The organism is Undibacterium sp. RuRC25W (assembly GCF_049339825.1).
GTDB lineage: Bacteria > Pseudomonadota > Gammaproteobacteria > Burkholderiales > Burkholderiaceae_D > Undibacterium.
In genome coordinates this window covers 1-20,516 of record NZ_JBMPPD010000041.1, presented here as the reverse complement: position 1 = coordinate 20,516, position 20,516 = coordinate 1, and the positions used below count along the sequence as shown (strand labels likewise).

Here is a 20,516-nt window from a genome sequence, read left to right as displayed (position 1 = left end):
ATCGGAAATTAAATTAAGCAAACACATGCCAACCGCACTGGAAATCGATCAGCATCGCGAGGTGCAAAATGCCGCAAAATCGGTTCTTGCCAGGCTGGGGGAACTCATTACAGCAAATGACACCGAAAAATCAATCACTGAAAAAGCGCAACATTTGCTCGCGGAACACGGCTACACAGAAACTTGGTATTACAATTGCCCCGCCTTGGTACTTTTAGGATCACGCAGTTGCGTTTCGATCTCAGGTAAAGATTATGCGCCACGGGAAGAACGTGTCGGCGCATCCAACCTAGTCACCATTGATTTAAGCCCAGTGAAAGATTATTGCTGGGGAGATTGCGCCCGCTCATTTGCAATCGAAAATGGCAAAGTAACTGAAGCACCAACCTTGCTTGAATTCAAAAATGGCATGGGTTTTCTAGAACAAATGCATCAGCAAATGATGAAGCTCGTGAGACCACAGACAACATTCGGAGATTTGTTTAACTGGTCCAATATGCGCATCAGGCAAAGTGGATTTGTCAATTTGGATTATCGTGGCAACGTCGGACACAGCATTGCAACAAACAGAGACGAAAGACAATTTATCGAATCCGATAACGACGCGCTCCTGATTGATGTGCCTTTTTTCAGTTTCGAACCTTTTATTCGACTAAAAGGTGGCAAATGGGGTTTCAAACACGAAGGTATTTTCTATTTCAATCATCAAGGTGCACTGGAAGAGCTCTAAGACGACTTTAGCTCGGCGACTATGTGTCTGAAAATAAAATAGGGCTATTTGCATTAAGCAAACTGCCCTATTTTCTTATTAAAAATCAGCTTACACGCAATTGACCAGAATGTTTGCAGCGCCAGCTGGATTGGCCAAATTAATAACTCCTGTACCATTCTGCACGGTGCAAGTTTGGTTTGTTGGCTGCGTCGTGATAGTTACCGCATAAGGCATACCAGTCAACAAGCTCCAAGAAAAGTTATACGTACCGATGGTCGTGACAGTTAACGGATCAACGCGTGCCGTGGAAGTATTCGTTAAAGTTAAAGAATTTCCTGCAGTTAATCCACTTACAGTAAAAGTTACTGGAACAGCGGCTGTGCAATTGATGTCAATATTAACAACGCCCTTCACTACGCCGTTTACCAATATATTGTTTAAGTTTGATGCAACACCAGCACCATTCACAACAGTGCAATATTGACCCGGCGGAGGCAATGCAACCGATACGTTGTAATTGTAACCATTGACAACCCATGTTGGCAGCGTATAGTCACCGTTGCTTGATATAGCACCTGCGGTTGTATTGTCAGCATTAAGGTTAATGTTCGCTGCAGCATTTGTGATATTGTCAATCAAATACAATTTACCACCGTCGGCAAGGCCACTCAATTTCCCACCCACAGGAACATTTGGAACGCAGGTAACATTAACGTTTGCAACACCAGACGAGCTATTCATCGTTCCGGTTCCGTTGGCTACGGAGCAATTGACATAACTCGGTTGCTGATAAACGGAAATGGCATAGTGAGCATTACTTGCCTCAGAAAATGAAAATGAGCCATCGGCAATGAGAGTTTGCTTGTAATTTCCTTCATTTTGCATTATCAACACGTTGGTGCCCGTCGTGCCCAAGCCTGTAACGGTACCACCTACCGTCGTGTAGACGAAGCCACCACAACCAGCAAGAACAATTGCAACGCCACCTAAAATTCCAGCAATTTTCGATTTATTCAAGATATTTGTCCAAATTTAGAGTTTTGTACCAAAAGCAAGCTCATTTTTTAATAGAGCAATAATATAATGCGCCCACTATTATACGAGCTAGTGCATTTTGGATTCATAATTCTGTGATCCGATTACATTACGATACTTGCAACAGATCGCTTGTTGCAAGTAATTCATAGTTGCGCAAAGTTTGCTAGCATAACGACTTTACTTGGCTTTGTGCCGATTACTTACATAAAAAAGCATGTCTCCTGACGAATATTGCCAGCAAAAAGCAGCCCAAAGCGGCTCCAGTTTTTATTATAGCTTTCTCTTTTTACCGCTAGAAAGAAGAAGAGCAATTACTGCCCTTTATGCATTTTGTCGCGAGGTGGACGACGCCGTCGATGAAAGTAGCGACGACATGCTCGCCCGTACCAAATTAGTTTGGTGGCGTAAAGAAATTCAAGCTATGCTGAACAACGAGCCTACCCACCCTGTGACCAAAGCATTGCTTCCGCACATGGCAACTTACCAGTTGCAAGGCGAACATCTACTGGCCATTATTGACGGCATGGAAATGGATCTTAACCAGACGCGCTATCTGGACTTTACGGCACTACAAAAATATTGCTGGCACGCAGCCGGTGTAGTCGGAATTCTGTCAGCAAGCATTTTTGGAATCAGCCAGCCGCAAACACGCATATTTGCCGAAAAGCTTGGGCTTGCTTTTCAAATGACCAACATCATCCGAGACGTTGGCGAAGATGCGCGAAAGGGGCGGATTTACTTACCCGTCAATGAATTACAAGAATTCAAAGTCACCGCGGCTGATATTCTCAATGCGCGGCATAGCCCGCAATTTGAAGCATTAATGCAATTTCAATATGAACGTACGCAAAAGTTGTATGACGAAGCGTTCGCCCTACTCCCCCCTGAAGACCGTCGCGCGCAACGAACGAGCCTGATCATGGCATCAATTTATCGGGCTTTATTGGTAGAAATTCAGCGTGACAAGTTTCAGGTTCTGAATCAACGCATCTCTCTCACGCCGATACGTAAGTTATGGCTCGCGTGGAAAACTTACGTACGTGGTTAAATCGACGCAAAAACACATTGCCGTCATCGGCGGTGGCTGGGCAGGCTTTGCCGCCGCCGCTCAACTAACTCAATTTGGGCATCAGGTCAGCGTCTTTGAGGCGGGACGCACCCTTGGAGGGCGCGCACGTCGGGTTTCGCTACAAGGGGTCAATGTCGACAACGGCCAACACATCTTACTTGGGGCCTACCGCCAAAGCCTGCAACTGATGCGAGCTGTTGGCATGGATATCGACGACGCGTTTCTCCGACTGCCACTACAAATGATTTATCCACCTGCTGAAGATGGAATGCAGTTTTCAGCGCCTCACTCTAAGCTTGTACCAGCGCCGCTACATTTAGTCCTTGCGCTACTCAAAGCACAAGGACTCAGCGGCGCGGATAAATTATCGTTAGCACGCTTTTCATCGACGGCGCGCTGGATGGGCTGGAAATTATACGAAGACTGTAGTGTCAGCGAGCTATTACAACGTTTTGATCAGACCGCACGCTTATGTAAGCTCATGTGGAATCCGTTGTGCGTTGCCGCTTTAAACACACCACCTGAACGTGCTTCGGCACAGGTTTTCCTGAACGTTCTGCGCGATAGCCTTGGTGCCAGTCGTGCCGCATCTGACATGTTGATCCCAAAGCACGATCTCTCTGCGCTTTTCCCGGAACAGGCCGCCTCGTTTATACGAACTAAGGGCGGTAGCATTGTTGTCGGCAACGCGGTCACCGGCCTTAGCAAAGATCCGCAGCAATCTGGAAAATGGCGGCTAACACTGACAAACGAGACTGCTTTAACCGCACAGTCGATACCTTACGATGGCATCGTGATTGCAACTAACAGCAGCAATGCGAAGCGACTGTTAAAAAGTGCGCAAAGCGATACAGTGATACCGGCGTTTGAATTTGAAGCTATCACTACTTGCTATTTGCAATATCCAGCATCTGTACGTCTGTCGCGACCGATGTTTGCGCTCCTTGATGACCCAAGCCAGAATAAATGGGCGCAATATGTCTTCGATCGAGGGCACTTGCATTCGGAACAGGCGGGATTATTAGCAGCAGTCATCAGTGCACCACAAGAATCTGGCGACCTTGACCATGCCGCGTTAGCACAGGCCATCGCAGACCAGCTGGCACAAAGTCTGCAACTCCCCGCACTGAATCAACCTGTGTGGCATCAGATTATTACCGAGAAGAGAGCTACCTTCAGTTGCACCCCAGGACTGCAAAGGCCACAAAATGCTACCATTGACACAAATCTGGTGTTAGCCGGCGATTACACAGCAGGCGACTATCCGGCAACCATCGAAGGCGCCGTCAGAAGCGGTATGGCTGCCGCAGATTTACTCCGCTAAAGTATTGAAGATTTACCGCACTGGGGTTGCATTAGACTAATTAGGATGCGTCATCGACATCGCGAATCTTGCTCATTGCCTCATCAATTCGATCAACCGCAATAATGGTCAACCCATCGATTTTCTGCTTGGGTGCATTCGCTTTTGGGATCATTGCAATCTTAAAGCCTAACTTAGCTGCTTCTTTTAAACGCTCCTGCCCCCGTGGTGCGGGACGAATTTCACCTGCCAAACCAACCTCACCAAAAACGACCAAACTGCGAGGCAGCGGTTTATTACGCATCGAAGAGTTAATCGCCAGCAGTACGGCCAAATCTGCTGCGGGCTCGGCAATTTTAACGCCCCCTACCGCATTGATAAACACATCCTGATCAAATGCAGCCACACCTGCGTGCCGATGCAACACAGCGAGCAGCATCGCCAGACGATTTTGCTCCAAGCCGACTGATAGGCGCCTTGCATTGGGTGCATGAGAACTATCAACCAACGCCTGAATCTCGACCAACAATGGCCGAGTCCCTTCCTGCGTCACCATAACGCACGATCCGGCGACTTGCGCATCGTGCTGCGATAGAAATAAAGCAGAAGGATTGGACACCCCACGCAGTCCACGTTCACCCATCGCAAACACACCCAACTCATTAACGGCACCAAAACGATTTTTAATCGCCCGCACCAGTCTGAAACTTGAATGGGTATCACCTTCAAAGTACAGCACCGTATCAACGATATGCTCGAGGACACGCGGACCCGCCAATGCCCCCTCTTTGGTCACATGCCCGACCAAGATCATAGTGATATCCATCGTCTTAGCAACACGTGTGAGTTGCGCAGCACATTCACGGACCTGTGCCACCGAACCTGGCGCCGAGCTCAGTGCATCCGAATAGATGGTTTGAATCGAGTCAATAACGACGACTTGCGGCTTATGCTCAGACAAGGTATTGAGAATTTTCTCTAGCTGAATCTCAGCCTGCAACGCCAATCCTTTGGTATCAAGTCCCAAGCGATTGGCACGCAGTGCAATCTGCGCACCAGATTCTTCGCCACTGACGTAGAGGACTTTCTTTATCTTGGCAAGATTGGATAACGCTTGCAATAACAATGTCGACTTACCAATACCTGGATCACCACCAATCAACACTACACCACCTGGCACCAAACCACCACCCAATACACGATCAAACTCTTCAATACCGGTTCCAAAGCGAGGCACATCCGACGCCTCAATATCAGAGAGATTAAGGACCGGCGCGGTTTGCGCCAAACTTTGATGCTTTCCGGAAAAACGATTGCCTGCCGCTTCGACGATCGTCTCGACTAGAGTGTTCCATTGCCCACAAGAAGGGCATTGTCCCGCCCATTTATTAACAATGCCGCCACATTCAGTGCAGGTGTAATTTGTTTTTGCTTTCGCCATCTTTTTTCCAAAAACCAGGTAAACACTGGTATTTTACTCAGTATTCACGCAGAAGCTTGCGTTAATTCGCATGTAATTTCAGCTTTTCATGGTATAAAGCTCTCCGATAACACTTTGTATTAGGCAAATCATCAGCATGAAACGCGGTTTCTATACGATTATGGCGGCACAGTTTTTTTCATCGCTAGCCGACAACGCATTGCTCATCACTTCGATGGCCTTACTTGCAACAATGAACTCACCGAGCTGGATGACACCGCTCCTGAAATTGTTTTTTGTATTGTCCTATGTCTTACTTGCAGCGTTTGTAGGTGCCTTCGCCGATTCTCTGCCTAAAGGCAAGGTCATGTTTATCACCAATATGATTAAAGTTGGCGGTTGTGCACTGATGTTTGTCAATGTTCATCCGCTCATTGCTTATGCTGTCGTGGGGTTTGGCGCTGCAGCGTATTCACCAGCAAAGTATGGCATTCTGACAGAACTTCTACCACCCGAGCACCTTGTCGCCGCCAACGGCTGGATTGAAGGACTCACAGTAACTTCCATTATTCTTGGCACGGTACTTGGTGGCGCACTCGTTACACCGCATATCTCTGAAACACTTCTGCATCTTCAGTCATCGGTCATGGGCTTGCCGATACACACAGGCACTGAAGCAGCCCTGACGGTGATCACCATTCTCTATGCATTCGCAGCCATCTTTAATTTGAGAATTCCTGATACTGGCGCTCGGTACGAGCATCAGCAGCATCGTCCAGGGCAACTAATCATCGACTTTTCTCATTGTTTTGTGAAACTATGGCAGGATAAGTTGGGACAGATATCACTCGCGGTCACCACCCTGTTTTGGGGCGCAGGTGCCACGCTGCAATTTATCGTTCTGAAATGGGCCGAATCATCACTGCATATGCCGCTCAACCAAGCAGCGATATTACAAGGCATCGTTGCCGTTGGCGTTGCACTTGGTGCATGTGCCGCAGCAAAATTTATCCCTTTAAAAAAATCTCTGTCGGTAATGCCTATGGGCGTTGCTATGGGTGGCGTCGTGATCACGATGATTTTTGTGCACAGCAAAGAAGTTGCTTACCCTCTGCTTATTTTAATCGGCGCTCTGTCTGGATTTTTTGTTGTTCCGATGAATGCCTTATTGCAACATCGGGGCCATGTTCTGATGAGTGCGGGGCACTCCATTGCAGTGCAAAATTTCAATGAGAACTTATCCGTTCTGACGATGTTGACAGTCTACGCGATTATGGTTTCGCTCAACCTCAACATACAGATTGTGATTGTATTATTTGGTGGATTTGTGATGAGTACGATGTTCATGGTGATGAAAAAACATCAGGCAAATCAGCGTGAGCACGATTCATTGGCACTCATTGGCGAGCATAAGCACTAGGCAATAAAGCCTTTGTTACGTTAGCGTTGCGCGTGACAATTGTGGACTCATTGCAGGCGCCAATCTTTTTTGCGCCAATGCCGCTTGCGCCCACCAGCCATCGGGAACCACCATGCCACGCATGATTTCCCTCGCATCGCCATCATGAACCACAACGAGCGCGAGCATCACAGGAGCATTAACAAGCGAGAACAACTCCCTGATCTTTTGCAGCACCACTTGCTTTCCTATCGCCTCCTGCTCTGGCACCTGAGCAGGTGCCAGCCACATCAGGCGATCAAGGATGACAGCTAAAAAATCCCCCATCTGATCTAGGTCACTCATACTCCAGATATAGCCGCGACAGTGATCCATTGCGACGCCATCAACCAGCGCCGAGGAATCGGTGACACATGGATTACGATAAAATAACCAGCCTTTGATCAGCGCCTGCGCTGAAATAACCTGCTGATCAAGTGCAGCCGCAGCTTCGGGATGCGCACTTAACCGTAACTGCTGGTAGATAATTTTATGCATCTTGGCACCCAAAGTATCTGCCAGATTAGGCCCAAGATAATGATACAAATCTCGTTTCGCAGAACCACACTCAAGCGTCTCATCGAAAAAAAGATAGAATTTCGTCGCCAACTCCCAATGGACCAGCCCATCAAGATGACGAATTAAAAAATCAAACTCACCAATAGTTCTCGCCCGGGCGTCATGAATTTGCAACCCATGAGCGTACAAATCATAAAAATCAGCAAAGAAGAATGCCAGCAACATTTCTGCATACAAACCCAATCGCTTGGTCGGAGATCGCTGCAAAGCAAGGTGAAAGTGACCTGGAGTTAGATCCAATGACGTTAGATACACATGAAGTAGGGATGCGGACGGCAACGATGGGGCAACAATCGCCCCGCCCCACACCTGCGAATCCTGTTTGAGCAGGTGTGGGGAGGTCAGCAACCAGGCTAACGCGCGGACATGAGGATCACGCAAATGCCCCCAGTCTTCATGGAATCGCAGTTGCGGGGAAAAGTCCACTACGAATTACCATCCAGCGCCTTTTGTGCCAAACATAAGTCCTGCCAAGCTTTACTTTTTTCCAATGGCTTGCGAAGCAGATAAGCAGGATGATATGTCGCCACCATAGGTATACCTGAAACAGTATGAATTTTGCCGCGCAACTGGGCAACCGGCGTTTCTATATCGACGCCAGACAAGGCAATAGCAGCAGTCTTTCCCAAGGCAACGATGACCTTTGGCTTTATTAACGCAATCTGGCGTTCCAAATAAGGCAGACAAGTGGCAATTTCTTCTGCGGTCGGCGGGCGATCTTTTCCTGCATGGTCAGTCGCACGACATTTCACGACATTCGCAATGTAAGTACGATCTCCACGTCGCACACCCAGTGCGAGCAACATGTTATCCAATAACTGACCCGCCGCCCCCACAAACGGCTCCCCCTGAAGATCCTCGTTATATCCCGGTCCTTCACCGACAAACAACCACGTCGCTGTTGGTGCACCAACACCAAAAACGATTTTTTGGCGACCTTCGCACAAACCACAGGCGCGGCAAGCGGCAACAGACTCTTCAAGCTCGCTCCAGCTGAACGCGGAAACCGCCCTTACAACGGCGTTTGATTCAGGCAGAATCATCTTATCATGATGACTATATGCCTGCTCAGAGACCTGTTCAGCCGACATGTCAAAAGGATAATCAGGAACTGAAGATGCCGCATTTAAGATGTCAGACTGATCGTCATGAGCAGGCACAGATACGACTGCAGCTAACGGGACGACAGGGGCACCCTCCGAAACGGCACCATCGGCCACCTGCACTGTATTATCTGCATAGCGCTGGGTCCAGACTGGCCCCAAACCCATTTCATTCAATATAGCGACACGTATGGCCGACTGACTCATCGCATCAACTGGATGCATTAGCATATTCTCCGCATAACAATCGCATCTTCACGTGTATCGTCACCGGCCGGGTAATACGCTTTCCGGCGACCAATTTCATGAAATCCGCCCTGAAGATAGACTTCAATGGCACGATAATTACTACAACGTACCTCGAGCAAGATTGATACAAAACCACGTTCTTTGGCATAGTTACCCATGAATGTCAGCATGGCACTAGCATAACCTTGTTTTTGACTTTCTTTTCGAACAGCAAAATTGAGAAGATGCAGTTCATCCACAACAGGCATCAGTAGAAAATAGCAAATAATTTGCTGTGCTGAATCGCGCAGACCAAACACGTCATATCCATTCATCAGAGAATCCGAAAAGTTCCCTCGAGACCAAGGATGCGAATACACCATCTCTTCGATGGTCAAAATCTGATCAATATCCGCAAAACCCAGACTTACAAATTCATACATATCGTGTCCATCCGTCAAATTCCTGCACCAACATCTCAACAGTCGATTGAAAGTGCGCTTTTTAGCAAAATCAATTCTTGCTTACAAATCAGGAAGAGGCCTTAACCATGGTCCGTTCAGCAGTAGTTAGCGCGATTTTATTGCGCAAGTAAAGAGGTTGCGCCTCTTCGGCAGCAACAGACAAGCCCGCCTGTAATCCGTGCAGACCTATTTTTGCTACCTGGATAGCATGAGGCATCAAATTAACATGAGCAAAACCTCGCAATTGCTCAGGCAACGCTAGCCCATTACCCAGAACAATTTGAGTGCTGTCCGGCGGAGTTGAAACCAACACCTCATCGAGTCGGGACAATGCAGGTGGACTTAGCTCGACACAATCATTGCCGGAAAAATGGTAATGCGCCCAATATACTTCGTTCATACGTGCATCCAGCACACACACAAAATCGGCCATACTAACCCGCTCCGCCGCTGCTAACGCCATCGATTGCAAACTCACCACAGGCAAAACTGGCAGGTTTGCGCCAAACGCAAGTCCTTGCACCACACCACAAGCGGTACGAATACCAGTAAAGGCGCCCGGGCCACAGCCAAAGGCAATGGCATCACAATCCGATAAAGCGAGTTTAGCCTCGGCAAGCAAGCTCTGAATTGCCGGCAAAATCCCTTGCGAATGTGTCTGGACACCGGATAATTCAAGGGTGAACATCTGATCTTCAACAAACAAAGCTGCTGAAGCGAGTTCGGTTGTAGTTTCTATTGCTAAAATCGTTGTCATGGACGTATTTTACCGTGTTCGCACATCAACAAGGCTGAATTTCTCAAGGCCAAGGATAGGTTAAAATTGAAAGATGACTGCATATATTCACACTGATGACCTGAAACAGGTACAAACACAACTACCCAACAAAAACTGGCTGATTGCTTGCCTGTGCGCAGCTTGGTGCGACACTTGCACGGCCTACTACACTGCGTTTAATCAGTTGGCAGCCCAACATCCAGATAAATGCTTCACCTGGATTGACATTGAGGACTGTGCACATCTCATCGAAGACATAGAAATCGAAAATTTTCCAACGATTCTTATACAGCATCTTGATCAAGTGGCATTTTTGGGCACCATGCTGCCAGACACCGCGCAATTACATCGACTTATCAATTCGCTTGATGACAGCATGAAAGCCGGCCCCATCAAACGTAGCGCCCTGAACCAAGCAGCGCCTGAATCATGGAGTCTCAGACAGCGCATCCTTTCGGAATAATCGATGTCCGCGCCATCAGCTTATGCAGCAAATCTGATTGGCGCATCTTATCGAGTCGATGATCACATCAAAATATAATAAACAAAAGAAAAAAGGGACTAGATTTGCATCTAGTCCCTTGAATCTGGTGCGGCTGGCAGGAATCGAACCCACGACCCCTTGGTTCGTAGCCAAGTACTCTATCCAGCTGAGCTACAGCCGCGAAGAACAAAATTATAGCAAACCCAACCCATAAAGAGAAGCCCCCAGCCGAAAAAACTTTAGCAGAGAAGAGTTGGCGCACATTTCCAACCAGCGCCGTCACCCAAATTACAACAAGAGTGACAGCGCCCGAGCTATACCTTCAAGGGAGAATAGAGTACATCACGTTTGGAGTCGGGCACTGCACACAGACAAAGCGGCGCAATCACCGTCAAATTATCAATTTGAGCCTTGTATAACACGCCCATTTAATGGCTGAACTGGTCGGGCGTTCATTTTGTAAATTGCATGAAATGCCTCAATTTGCGCTTTTGAAATTTCGGCGGAAGCACTTAAAACCTGCCACGCAACACCCTCGCTGCATGGCGGCGTCGTCAAGGAGCCAGTAAAGGAGTAGTAACCGAGCGAGGATGGCAAAATTGAACTTACGTCAAAACCAGATGCCAACGATACCTTACCCTCTTTTGCCGGCATTGCAGCAAAAATAGGAGCAAGCGCAGAGTTTTCTTTACCCTCTTTAAAGAGCACAGCAATCACTGCCAATTTACCATCCGAATTTTTATGAACCAAGTGGGCGACCAATGGGAAACTCTTACCATTAATCATTTCCTCGCTAGGGGTATGAAAATGAAACTGGAGCAATCGATACTGACCACTTGGAACCGTTGCTGAACCCGCATCTGCCAAATTAACCTGAATCGTGTGGCCATTATTGACAACCTCAGCAGCAGACGCCTTATAAGTGGTTTGAATTGGACTTAAATTTGCCTTTTGAACAGCTTGTGTTTGAATATCAATCGGTGATTGCGCCTTACCAATACCACATTGTGCATACGCAGGAGTCAACTCACCCCACTCCTTAACCTCATCATAAGTCCAATGGGGCGCCGGACCATCAGCAAAACTAGCATTGGCAAAGGCAGAAAAAACCGCAAGTACTAAAAGTCTCTGTTTCATCATCTCGCTCCATTTACGTAGTTGATCGACAAAAATTACTCTACAAGGCTTAGCATTGTTTAACACTTCAAATCCAAACACCACCAACTCAAAGCCTGACGCCCTCAGCGCTTACGCCCTGACATTCCAAGGACTGACGCCACATTTATTCTTACAGCGACCGCTCAGCCGCGCAATATAATTTGCTTCTGCCGTTGTTTCTACTGTTGTTTATAGAGGCAAACTTAACATCGGAACAAAAGCACAAACGAGCACAGACAACATCCCAAAAAAGAATGAAGGCAGCAATGTTTATTAAAGGAAACTTTGCTACGAATGTCAATGCCAGCTCAGCAAAATGCCACCGCAAGTTTCAAGAGAACAGCTATCCCAATGAAAAACTTGCGACAAAGAAGCCAACAAAGACGCTAGAGAAAAAGAAAAAAGGGACTAGATTTGCATCTAGTCCCTTGAATCTGGTGCGGCTGGCAGGAATCGAACCCACGACCCCTTGGTTCGTAGCCAAGTACTCTATCCAGCTGAGCTACAGCCGCGAAAAACAAAATTATAGCACAGGGGTTTTGATTTGATAAGCCCCCATGCCAAAGTTTTAGATTTCGACCTGAGAACCGACCTCAATCACCCGATTGGTAGGGATACGATAGTAGTCGGCAGCATCGCGAGAGTTTCTCGACATCGTGACAAATAACCACTCGCGCCACAAAGCCATGCCACGCTCCGGCTTGGACACAATCGTCTGCCTAGAAATGAAATAGGACGTTTCCATAGGCTCAAAAGTTAGACCTTTAGATTCACACAACGCGAGTGCCTTAGGAATATCTGGTTCGTTTTTAAACCCATAACTAACATCAACTTGGAAGCAGTTATGACCAAGATCACTCACATGCACACGGTCGGTCACGGGCACCCAAGGAATTTCCTGATTGTGCAATGTCAGAAAAATCACTCTTTCGTGCAAAATCTTATTGTGCGACAAGTTATGCAATAAGGCATGCGGAACACCGTCTGCCTCACCCCGCAAGAAAATGGCGGTACCAGCCACTCGCAGCGGAGGTGACACGAATAAAGAATCAAGGAAGTCACTTAATGGAATCGCATGCTTCTTCAAGTTATCAAACACCAATTCACGACCGCGCTTCCAGGTCATCATGACAACAAACATGATCACACCCAACACCAACGGGAACCAACCACCATGGAAGACCTTCACTGCATTTGCAGAGAATAGCGCAAAGTCGATAGTAACGAAGAAACCGGTCGCCAGAAAACACAGCGCAGGCTTGTACTTCCAGCCGTAACGAATAACAAAGAACGTCAACAATGACGTAACTAGCATCGTTCCAGTCACAGCAATACCATAAGCCGAAGCCAAATTAGACGAAGAACCAAAACCTACTACCGCAGCGATAACGACAACCAACTGCGCCCAGTTCACTGCAGGAATATAAATCTGTCCAATTTCTTTGGCTGACGTATGGATAATCTGCATCCGCGGCATGATGCCGAGCGAGATCGCCTGCTTCGTCATCGAGAATGTGCCAGAAATCGTCGCTTGAGAAGCAATCACGGTAGCAATTGCAGAAATAATCACCAGCGGGTAGACACTCCATGCACCTAATTGCTGGTAGAACGGATTACTGACCGCAGCAGGATTAACGATGAGCAAAGCACCTTGACCAAGATAATTTAAACCCAAAGCTGGAAAGACACAAAAAAACCAAGCGGTACGAATTGGCTGACTGCCAAAGTGCCCCATATCCGCGTACAAAGCTTCAGCACCAGTAAATGCCAATACAACAGCACCCAGCGCTAAAAAAGCCACCCAACCATGGACTTGCATAAACCGGAATGAATGAATTGGATTCAATGCGCCAACGATCGCAGGATTTTTAGCGATGTTGTAAACACCCATGACTGCCAGCGCAACAAACCAGATCAACATAATTGGACCAAACCATTTACCAATACCAGCTGTGCCTTTGTACTGCACAGAATACAGCGCAAAAATAACCACAACAGTAATTGGTACGACGTACGGATCAAAAGCTGGCGTTGCCACCTTTAGTCCCTCAATTGCAGAGAGCACTGAAACGGCAGGCGTAATAACGCCGTCGCCATAAAACAAGGCAGCGCCAAATAGTCCAAGCACAAATAACGTTAAATGAAGCTTAGAATACTTACCCACAGACTCCAACGCCAGTGCCGTCAGAGCCATGATACCGCCCTCACCGCGATTGTCTGCACGTAAAATCAACGTCACGTATTTCAACGCGACGATGATAATTAAGCCCCAACAAATTAAAGAAACAACCCCAAAGATGTTGAATTCATTTAATTCCAGACCATGCTCTTTAGAGAAAACTTCTTGCATGGTGTAGAGTGGGCTGGTGCCGATATCGCCATAAACGATACCGATAGCAGCCAAAGATAAAGCAGCGAGACTGCTTTTAGTATGATCTTGATGATTTTCCAATTGCGTACCTTATTGTTTTTGGTGCATTGCACAGTAGGCGAATAAACCTATTATTTCAATAGCGCACAACAAAAAATCCCTTTATAGAATTTTTACACAACAGATCAACACACGAGCGATGCCTTTTGTGATAGAGAAAATTAAGCCACGGCAAAGAAATTAACTAACGCCGTGAGGAAATTCGATCCATGAAGCATAAAGGGGCGCAAACCGAACCGCGCCCCGAACAATTAACCATCAGCATTGATCCTGTGAATTAACACTGACAATACATTTTCAACCAAATCATTTCCGATTTGACAAGTCCCGGCATTTTCATGCCCGCCACCGCCATACTCCAGCATCAAAGAACCAATATTCGTTCTAGAGGTTCGGTTCAGGATAGATTTTCCGGTCGCCAGAACGGTATTTTGATTTTTTAGCCCCCACAACACATGGATAGAGATATTGATATCAGGGAAAAGTGCGTAAATCAAAAATCTATTTCCTGCATAGATAATTGACTCGTTTCGCAAGTCAAGCACAATCAGATTGTAATGCACCGTCGAACAACGAAGAATCTGCTCCTTACATTTATCCTGCTGTTCAAGGTATAAATCTACGCGTTCTTTGACATCCGCATTCGCCATGATTTGCTCAATCGCTTGTGTTTTACACAAATCAATCAATTCCATCATTAATGCATAATTCGAAATACGGAATTCACGGAAACGTCCCAGACCAGTGCGGGCATCCATAAGAAAATTCAATAAATCCCAACCGTGCGGATTAAGCACTTCGTCACGATTAAATTGCGCTGAATCACCTTTATCAACAGCCGCCATCATCTCACTCCAAGACTCGGGAAACACCTTGGGACCACCATAAAAATTATAGACAACGCGAGCTGCCGACGGCGCATCAGGCTCGATGATGTGATTACGGTGCTCGCCAAAATTACGAATCGCCTCGGATGAGTGATGGTCAAACGCGAGGTGAACTCCTTCAACATAGGGTAAATTAGTACTAATATCATTATCCGTTACTGCAATTTTGCCATCCTGCATGTCTTTGGGATGAACGAATAGGATCTCATCAATCATATCCAGATGTTTGAGCAGTACTGCACACACCAACCCATCAAAGTCACTACGCGTAATTAGTCGAAACTTTCTGTGATTGACAGACATAAAACCCCCTTAGCAATGAACAATTCAAAGTGCGGAAGAAACAACGCAAATAAAATAGAGTAGTACCACCCCATCGATGATGCGTAGGTTACGGCATTACACGTTCACACTTACCTACTACACACCAATAAAGCTCATATTGACTTCAAGTAAGCTGCATTTAATGTAGTGTGTTTTATCGCATCTGTCTACGCCACTCATTTCTTTTATATCAGGCAGTTATAAATGTTACACATTGTTGATGTAATGACGCTAATGAAAGGCGTCACTATGTAAGTGAAATGTGTTCCACAGCATCCTCTGAAACTGCATTGAATTTTTCTAGCACGGACACCAGTTCATTCACCGCATCTATGCCAAAGGTTTGCTCTATATGTTTATATTGCAAATCAATCAAAGGGGCCATTTCCGTCATAAGCTGATCTCCTCCAGTCGATAGCGCAATCAACACTCTTCGCTGGTCACCCTTTACTGCACTGCGTTCTATAACATCAAGCTCCTCCATACGTTTCAACACGCCCGCCATACTCGGACTCGAGATCTGACACAAGTCGCACAACTCCCTTGGCTCAAGACTGCCATGCTCATCGAGTACACGCAAAATCCGCCACTGTTGATCCGTCAAGCCAAAATGGCTAATGATAGGTTTGAAATGCGCCATCAGGTTTGCGCGCGCTTTTAAAAACAATTGCGGCAAGTTGCGATAGGCAATTTTGTGACTCATTACAGCTCCTAGTTCTAGTTAATTTGATCATGCTGCATCGCATCGCATTCATTTGAATTACTCAACGTCAGACTGTTATTGTACAGACATGATCGCTCCCTCATTTGACTTACTAACATATTAGTGATTTAATTCGCTAATATGTTAGTAAATATGGAGAAATTTTGAATCATTTATTTTCTATGGGTTACACATGATCGTCCGCGATAGACCCTCAGGCTTTCGCCTGTTTTTGCTTTTACGCGGCTCAGTATTGCCACGCATACTCCCTGCACTAACCATCAATATTCTGATCGCCACGCTCGTCACGATCTCGCACGGCGATCTGTTCGAACTCAAAATCACACTGACAACAATTCCGTTTACCTTAATTGGTCTACCTATCTCGATTTTCTTAGGATTTAGGAACAATGCCGCTTATGACCGATTCTGGGAAGGACGAAAACTATGGGGCGAGCTTCTTTTACGCGCCCGCAACTTATCTCGCCAGTGCCAAAGCCTGATCAACGACCCATTACCAGCAAAAGCAAACAACGGACTTAGCGATATCCGCGTCCGGATGATTTTCAGAACAATTGCTTATTGCCATGCATTGCGTGATCTCCTACGCAATCAAGAAACAAAACCCGAAATGCAACGCTGGCTCACCGCCGCGGAGATTAAGCAGTTAGACACGAGCAGAAACAAACCGGATTTTCTCATGCTTAATATGGGGCAGGATTTGCGTCAATCGCTCAAAGAGAACCGGATTGAAGCCTGCCTCGCGGCCAATATCGACAATACTTTATCGGCATTAACCGCGGCAGGAGCCTCATGCGAGCGTATTCGCAATACACCGATTCCATTCTCTTACACCCTCTTACTACACCGTACTGCTTACATTTATTGCTTCTTGCTTCCATTCGGCCTAGTTGACTCGATCGGCTTCATGACGCCATTCGTCGTTGCTATTGTTGCGTACACCTTTTTTGGTCTAGATGCTTTAGGTGACGAAATCGAAGAACCATTTGGCACCGAAACCAACGATCTGCCACTTGATGCGATCTGCAGAACAATCGAAATTGAGCTGCGCGAATCATTGCAAGATACAGACATTCCTGAACCACTCACGCCAGTCAACTACTGCATTAACTGAGTTTTAGATACCAACAAGATACAAAATAGAACATAACAGATCACTGATCACCCCTGACAAAACCATCCATTTTCAGAGACAAAGGATTTACTATGCATGACATGCATCACTCGCATCAAGCACAAGATTCAACTGAGTATCAGCAAATCGAAAAGCAAAGAATTCGCCTACCGGAATTAAGAAATCGCATCACCACCGCGGCGCATGCAGCATCCTGGATCGAAGATGGAATGACCATAGGAATGAGTGGTTTCACGCGGGCCGGTGATGCGAAGGTCGTTCCCCTGGCCATCGCAGAACGCGCCAAGACAGAAAATCTTAAAATTAGTCTGATGACAGGTGCGTCGCTCGGCAATGATGTCGACAAAACACTTACAGAGGCTGGTGCGATGAGTCGTCGCATGCCATTTCAAGCCGATCCGACTTTACGCGCTGCCATCAATCGCGGAGAGGTCATGTATGTCGATCAGCATTTATCAGAGACCGTAGAGCAATTGCGTACACGTCAAATCAATGCAATTGATATCGCCATCATCGAAGCCATTGCCATCACAGAGACTGGCGCCATCATCCCGACAACATCCGTGGGCAACAGTGCAAGCTTTGCCATTCTGGCAGACCAAGTGATTGTTGAAATCAATCTGACCCAATCGATGGACTTGGAAGGCCTACACGATATTTTTATTCCAAAGCATAGACCGCGTCGGGAACCCGTACCAATCACATCGGTTAGCGATCGTATCGGCACAACAGCGATTTCGATCCCACCAGAAAAAATCATCGCGATTGTCATCACAGAAAAAAAAGACAGTGCCTCTACCATTCTACCGCCAGACGAAGACACAGCAAAAATTGCAGCACACCTCGTCAACTTTTTTAAAGAAGAGGTACGTGATGGTCGCTTGAGCAACAACCTGATGCCCTTACAAGCCGGTATCGGCACGATTGCCAACGCAGTGATGACCGGATTTATCGATAGCCCATTTGAACACCTGACCATGTATTCAGAGGTGCTCCAGGATTCGACATTCGACTTGTTCGATGCAGGAAAACTTGATTTTGCTTCCGGCTCATCCATCACGCTTTCAGCGCAAAAAAGCCAAGAAGTATTTGCAGAAATCACCAAATATAAGGATCGCCTCATTCTTAGACCGCAAGAAATCAGCAATCATCCTGAAGTGATCCGACGATTGGGATTAATCACGATCAACACCGCCCTCGAAGCCGACATATACGGCAACATCAACTCTACCCACGTCCTGGGTACACACATGATGAATGGCATTGGCGGTTCGGGCGATTTTGCACGTAACGCCTATCTCTCAGTCTTCGCTACTAAGTCGATCGCTAAAGATGGAAAAATCTCGAGTATTGTGCCGATGGTAACCCATGTCGATCATACTGAACACGACGTCGATATTATCGTGACAGAAATCGGCTTAGCTGATTTGCGAGGCCTTGCACCGAGAGAACGGGCGCAAATAATCATCCAACACTGCGTTGCCCAACCTTATAAACAAATGCTCATTGATTACCTCGCTGAAGCAGAGCAACGAGGCGGACACACACCACATATACTTGAAAAAGCATTTGAATGGCATACTCGCTACCGTGAAACGGGCAGCATGCTTGACGTAACGAAAGCGCTTAAAGTAGCTGCGTAATAGTGAATATGAACAAGGTGCATAGTTAATCAAACGCTCATTTTCTGTAGCACCTTGCAGCCGGTTCAGTGATGCTCTCGCTGGGCTGCAAGGCACCGCCCCTCACCGCAACTTTTTTAAGGCATCATTTAGTCTTATCGTAGAAATACATCTTCCTCACTTTGGTGGCGGGCAGTGGTGCCTTGTTGGACACAACATGCTTAACATTTATTTACCTGAGGACGTAGGATTACGTTTCTCTTGTCATCACTCATCTCTGCTGCTGGGCAGCAGTCATCTTGCCAGACGGTCATTGATTCATCGCAATCACAAGATAATGGGTAAACCGTTTCCGCTATTCGTTTCTGGAAAAATGAAGTACGCTATCCGTAGCTAGCCTTGAATATAATTATTTTAAAAGATGCGATATGGGACTCTTATCAAGGATATTGCCGCAAGCAATCAAACAATGGATCCTCGCCGAAATCGGTGATGCTGAAGAAAAATTTACGCGAGTTTTTCATACCAGCGCGGACTGGATCGTTATCACTCGATTAAGTGATAGTAAAATCATCGAGGTCAACAAGGGATTTGAAACAATTAGTGGCTACACCAGAAGCGAAGTACTAGGGCATCCGATTCGCGATTTCAAGGTATGGGCCATCCCCGAGCAGCGAGATGAGCTCGTGGCTGAGTTAATGAGTAATGGCCATGCGCGTGACTATCTCGCCAAAATGCGCACACGTGATGGCACAATCAGAGATTGCCTGGTCAATTGCAGCCTCATAGCGCTAAAAGGAACAGAGAAGACGCATGCCGTCTGGATAGCACGCGATATCACTGACCAACTAGCAGCCTCCGAACAATCGTCCGCCGCTTTCAGGCTAATGCCAGATTGCATGACAATCTCTCGCTTAACAGACGGTACCTACATAGAAATTAATTCGGCATTTGAACGCCAGATGGGAATGGCACGTAAAGACATTGTAGGTAAAACAGCCCATGAATTAGAGGTATGGAAAAATCCCGATGACCGCGGCAAACTGGTTGCACTCCTGATGGAGAATTCCACGGTCACCGATTATCCCACTCAAGTTAACTTAGGCAACAATGGCGTGCGAGAAATGCTAGTGAACTGCACCCTGTACAACTCTCGGGGCGAAGATCTTATGATTTCATTACTACGAGATGTGACCGAAATCCGCGCCGCATCACATGAAATCCTGAACTTAAACGCCAACTTAGAAAAACGGGTTGCTGACCGCACCGCAGAATTAGTCACAAAAAATCTTCAACTCAACAATGCGCTTGAGACCCTTAACATCGCCAAAGATCAACTCGTTCAGTCTGAAAAATTAGCTGCATTGGGCTCACTGGTCGCGGGTGTCGCTCATGAACTCAATACGCCGATAGGTAACAGTCTAACTGTTGCGAGTACACAAGAAGAAATACTAGAGCAGATTGCTGAACAAATTGACACGGGCCTAAAACGTTCCGCGAGTTCAATTTTGAAGTGCAAGCGTATTTTTGAAGAATACCTGATTGGGTGTAAGGTATCCTAATCTTTTTCTTGGTCGATTATTCAGTCTTTTCATGGCGTGATCAATCTCCTGTTGTGT

At 46.7% G+C, this 20,516-nt stretch carries 17 protein-coding genes, 2 tRNA genes and 2 pseudogenes; 8 read left to right on the top strand and 13 right to left on the bottom strand.

What is annotated here, in order from left to right:
• The first annotated feature begins 25 nt into the window (after positions 1-25).
• Positions 26-730, top strand: a complete 705-nt coding sequence (locus tag ACO0KV_RS16125) for a M24 family metallopeptidase (protein ID WP_423043832.1) — start codon at positions 26-28, stop codon at positions 728-730.
• Positions 731-820: 90 nt separating this feature from the next.
• Here the strand turns inward: ACO0KV_RS16125 and ACO0KV_RS16120 are convergent, their stop codons facing one another.
• The gene (locus ACO0KV_RS16120; RefSeq protein WP_423043830.1) at positions 821-1,729 is read right to left on the bottom strand and encodes a hypothetical protein; all 909 of its coding nucleotides are present in this window, start codon (positions 1,727-1,729) and stop codon (positions 821-823) included.
• A 235-nt stretch (positions 1,730-1,964) separates the two neighbouring features.
• Here ACO0KV_RS16120 and hpnD point away from each other — a divergent pair, with 235 nt between their 5' ends.
• Together hpnD and hpnE are read left to right on the top strand one after the other, a co-directional pair.
• Positions 1,965-2,798: a presqualene diphosphate synthase HpnD gene (hpnD, locus tag ACO0KV_RS16115; RefSeq protein WP_423043828.1), complete on the top strand. Its 834-nt coding sequence runs from the start codon at positions 1,965-1,967 to the stop codon at positions 2,796-2,798.
• Entirely contained in the window at positions 2,791-4,143 is a 1,353-nt protein-coding gene (hpnE, locus tag ACO0KV_RS16110) for a hydroxysqualene dehydroxylase HpnE (protein ID WP_423043826.1), read from the top strand. Before hpnD ends, hpnE begins: the two co-directional genes overlap by 8 nt.
• Before the next feature lie 40 nt (positions 4,144-4,183).
• Here hpnE and radA read toward each other — a convergent pair whose 3' ends face one another.
• Entirely contained in the window at positions 4,184-5,563 is a 1,380-nt protein-coding gene (gene radA / locus ACO0KV_RS16105) for a DNA repair protein RadA (RefSeq protein WP_423043824.1), read from the bottom strand.
• Between the two features lie 136 nt (positions 5,564-5,699).
• Between radA and lplT the strand changes: the two genes are divergently transcribed.
• On the top strand, positions 5,700-6,962 hold the full coding sequence (gene lplT, locus ACO0KV_RS16100; RefSeq protein WP_423043822.1) for a lysophospholipid transporter LplT: 1,263 nt from the start codon (positions 5,700-5,702) through the stop codon (positions 6,960-6,962).
• Between the two features lie 15 nt (positions 6,963-6,977).
• Here lplT and ACO0KV_RS16095 read toward each other — a convergent pair whose 3' ends face one another.
• The 4 genes from ACO0KV_RS16095 to tsaB all read right to left on the bottom strand — a co-directional run bounded on the left by ACO0KV_RS16095 (position 6,978) and on the right by tsaB (position 10,111).
• A complete protein-coding gene (locus tag ACO0KV_RS16095; RefSeq protein ID WP_423043820.1) occupies positions 6,978-7,985 on the bottom strand; it encodes a DUF1853 family protein in 1,008 nt (335 codons plus the stop codon).
• Positions 7,985-8,893 (bottom strand): uracil-DNA glycosylase, encoded by a 909-nt coding sequence (locus tag ACO0KV_RS16090; RefSeq protein WP_423043818.1) that lies wholly within the window; start codon positions 8,891-8,893, stop codon positions 7,985-7,987. The genes ACO0KV_RS16095 and ACO0KV_RS16090 overlap by 1 nt, the downstream gene beginning before the upstream one ends.
• Positions 8,887-9,333 carry a ribosomal protein S18-alanine N-acetyltransferase gene (gene rimI / locus ACO0KV_RS16085; protein ID WP_423043816.1) on the bottom strand — a complete coding sequence of 149 codons (447 nt, stop codon included), beginning with the start codon at positions 9,331-9,333 and terminating at the stop codon, positions 8,887-8,889. Before rimI ends, ACO0KV_RS16090 begins: the two co-directional genes overlap by 7 nt.
• A gap of 88 nt (positions 9,334-9,421) precedes the next feature.
• Positions 9,422-10,111: a tRNA (adenosine(37)-N6)-threonylcarbamoyltransferase complex dimerization subunit type 1 TsaB gene (gene tsaB, locus ACO0KV_RS16080; protein ID WP_423043814.1), complete on the bottom strand. Its 690-nt coding sequence runs from the start codon at positions 10,109-10,111 to the stop codon at positions 9,422-9,424.
• A 73-nt stretch (positions 10,112-10,184) separates the two neighbouring features.
• Here tsaB and ACO0KV_RS16075 point away from each other — a divergent pair, with 73 nt between their 5' ends.
• Positions 10,185-10,595: a thioredoxin family protein gene (locus tag ACO0KV_RS16075; RefSeq protein WP_423043812.1), complete on the top strand. Its 411-nt coding sequence runs from the start codon at positions 10,185-10,187 to the stop codon at positions 10,593-10,595.
• A gap of 125 nt (positions 10,596-10,720) precedes the next feature.
• On the opposite strand, the gene ACO0KV_RS16070 is transcribed toward ACO0KV_RS16075, so the two are convergent.
• The 6 genes from ACO0KV_RS16070 to hpaR all read right to left on the bottom strand — a co-directional run bounded on the left by ACO0KV_RS16070 (position 10,721) and on the right by hpaR (position 16,119).
• Positions 10,721-10,797, bottom strand: a tRNA-Arg gene (locus ACO0KV_RS16070).
• A gap of 218 nt (positions 10,798-11,015) precedes the next feature.
• On the bottom strand, positions 11,016-11,834 hold the full coding sequence (locus tag ACO0KV_RS16065; RefSeq protein WP_423043810.1) for a carbonic anhydrase: 819 nt from the start codon (positions 11,832-11,834) through the stop codon (positions 11,016-11,018).
• A gap of 375 nt (positions 11,835-12,209) precedes the next feature.
• Positions 12,210-12,286, bottom strand: a tRNA-Arg gene (locus ACO0KV_RS16060).
• 56 nt (positions 12,287-12,342) lie between these two features.
• Entirely contained in the window at positions 12,343-14,226 is a 1,884-nt protein-coding gene (locus tag ACO0KV_RS16055) for a potassium transporter Kup (protein ID WP_423043808.1), read from the bottom strand.
• A 230-nt stretch (positions 14,227-14,456) separates the two neighbouring features.
• The gene (locus ACO0KV_RS16050; protein WP_423043807.1) at positions 14,457-15,395 is read right to left on the bottom strand and encodes an exopolyphosphatase; all 939 of its coding nucleotides are present in this window, start codon (positions 15,393-15,395) and stop codon (positions 14,457-14,459) included.
• A gap of 268 nt (positions 15,396-15,663) precedes the next feature.
• Positions 15,664-16,119, bottom strand: a complete 456-nt coding sequence (gene hpaR / locus ACO0KV_RS16045; RefSeq protein WP_423043806.1) for a homoprotocatechuate degradation operon regulator HpaR — start codon at positions 16,117-16,119, stop codon at positions 15,664-15,666.
• Between the two features lie 193 nt (positions 16,120-16,312).
• On the opposite strand from hpaR, the gene ACO0KV_RS16040 reads away from it, so the two are divergent.
• The 3 genes and pseudogenes from ACO0KV_RS16040 to ACO0KV_RS16030 all read left to right on the top strand — a co-directional run.
• Positions 16,313-17,254 (top strand): bestrophin family protein, encoded by a 942-nt coding sequence (locus tag ACO0KV_RS16040; RefSeq protein WP_423043804.1) that lies wholly within the window; start codon positions 16,313-16,315, stop codon positions 17,252-17,254.
• Positions 17,255-17,355: 101 nt separating this feature from the next.
• Positions 17,356-18,918, top strand: coding sequence for an acetyl-CoA hydrolase/transferase family protein (locus ACO0KV_RS16035; RefSeq protein WP_423043857.1), 1,563 nt, complete (start codon positions 17,356-17,358; stop codon positions 18,916-18,918).
• A gap of 407 nt (positions 18,919-19,325) precedes the next feature.
• Positions 19,326-20,099 (top strand): annotated as a pseudogene (locus ACO0KV_RS16030) (PAS domain-containing protein); the annotation flags it as partial.
• A 300-nt stretch (positions 20,100-20,399) separates the two neighbouring features.
• Here ACO0KV_RS16030 and ACO0KV_RS16025 read toward each other — a convergent pair.
• Positions 20,400-20,516: pseudogene (locus tag ACO0KV_RS16025) on the bottom strand (IS30 family transposase); the annotation flags it as partial.

Bases quoted from the DNA above. Each gene is read 5' to 3' on its own strand.
- hpaR (WP_423043806.1), bottom strand. From the start codon at position 16,119: ATGAGTCACAAAATTGCCTATCGCAACTTGCCGCAATTGTTTTTAAAA.
- ACO0KV_RS16075 (WP_423043812.1), top strand. From the start codon at position 10,185: ATGACTGCATATATTCACACTGATGACCTGAAACAGGTACAAACACAA.
- ACO0KV_RS16040 (WP_423043804.1), top strand. From the start codon at position 16,313: ATGATCGTCCGCGATAGACCCTCAGGCTTTCGCCTGTTTTTGCTTTTA.
- rimI (WP_423043816.1), bottom strand. From the start codon at position 9,333: ATGTATGAATTTGTAAGTCTGGGTTTTGCGGATATTGATCAGATTTTG.
- ACO0KV_RS16090 (WP_423043818.1), bottom strand. From the start codon at position 8,893: ATGCTAATGCATCCAGTTGATGCGATGAGTCAGTCGGCCATACGTGTC.
- ACO0KV_RS16035 (WP_423043857.1), top strand. From the start codon at position 17,356: ATGCATCACTCGCATCAAGCACAAGATTCAACTGAGTATCAGCAAATC.
- ACO0KV_RS16050 (WP_423043807.1), bottom strand. From the start codon at position 15,395: ATGTCTGTCAATCACAGAAAGTTTCGACTAATTACGCGTAGTGACTTT.
- ACO0KV_RS16125 (WP_423043832.1), top strand. From the start codon at position 26: ATGCCAACCGCACTGGAAATCGATCAGCATCGCGAGGTGCAAAATGCC.
- radA (WP_423043824.1), bottom strand. From the start codon at position 5,563: ATGGCGAAAGCAAAAACAAATTACACCTGCACTGAATGTGGCGGCATT.
- lplT (WP_423043822.1), top strand. From the start codon at position 5,700: ATGAAACGCGGTTTCTATACGATTATGGCGGCACAGTTTTTTTCATCG.
- tsaB (WP_423043814.1), bottom strand. From the start codon at position 10,111: ATGACAACGATTTTAGCAATAGAAACTACAACCGAACTCGCTTCAGCA.
- hpnD (WP_423043828.1), top strand. From the start codon at position 1,965: ATGTCTCCTGACGAATATTGCCAGCAAAAAGCAGCCCAAAGCGGCTCC.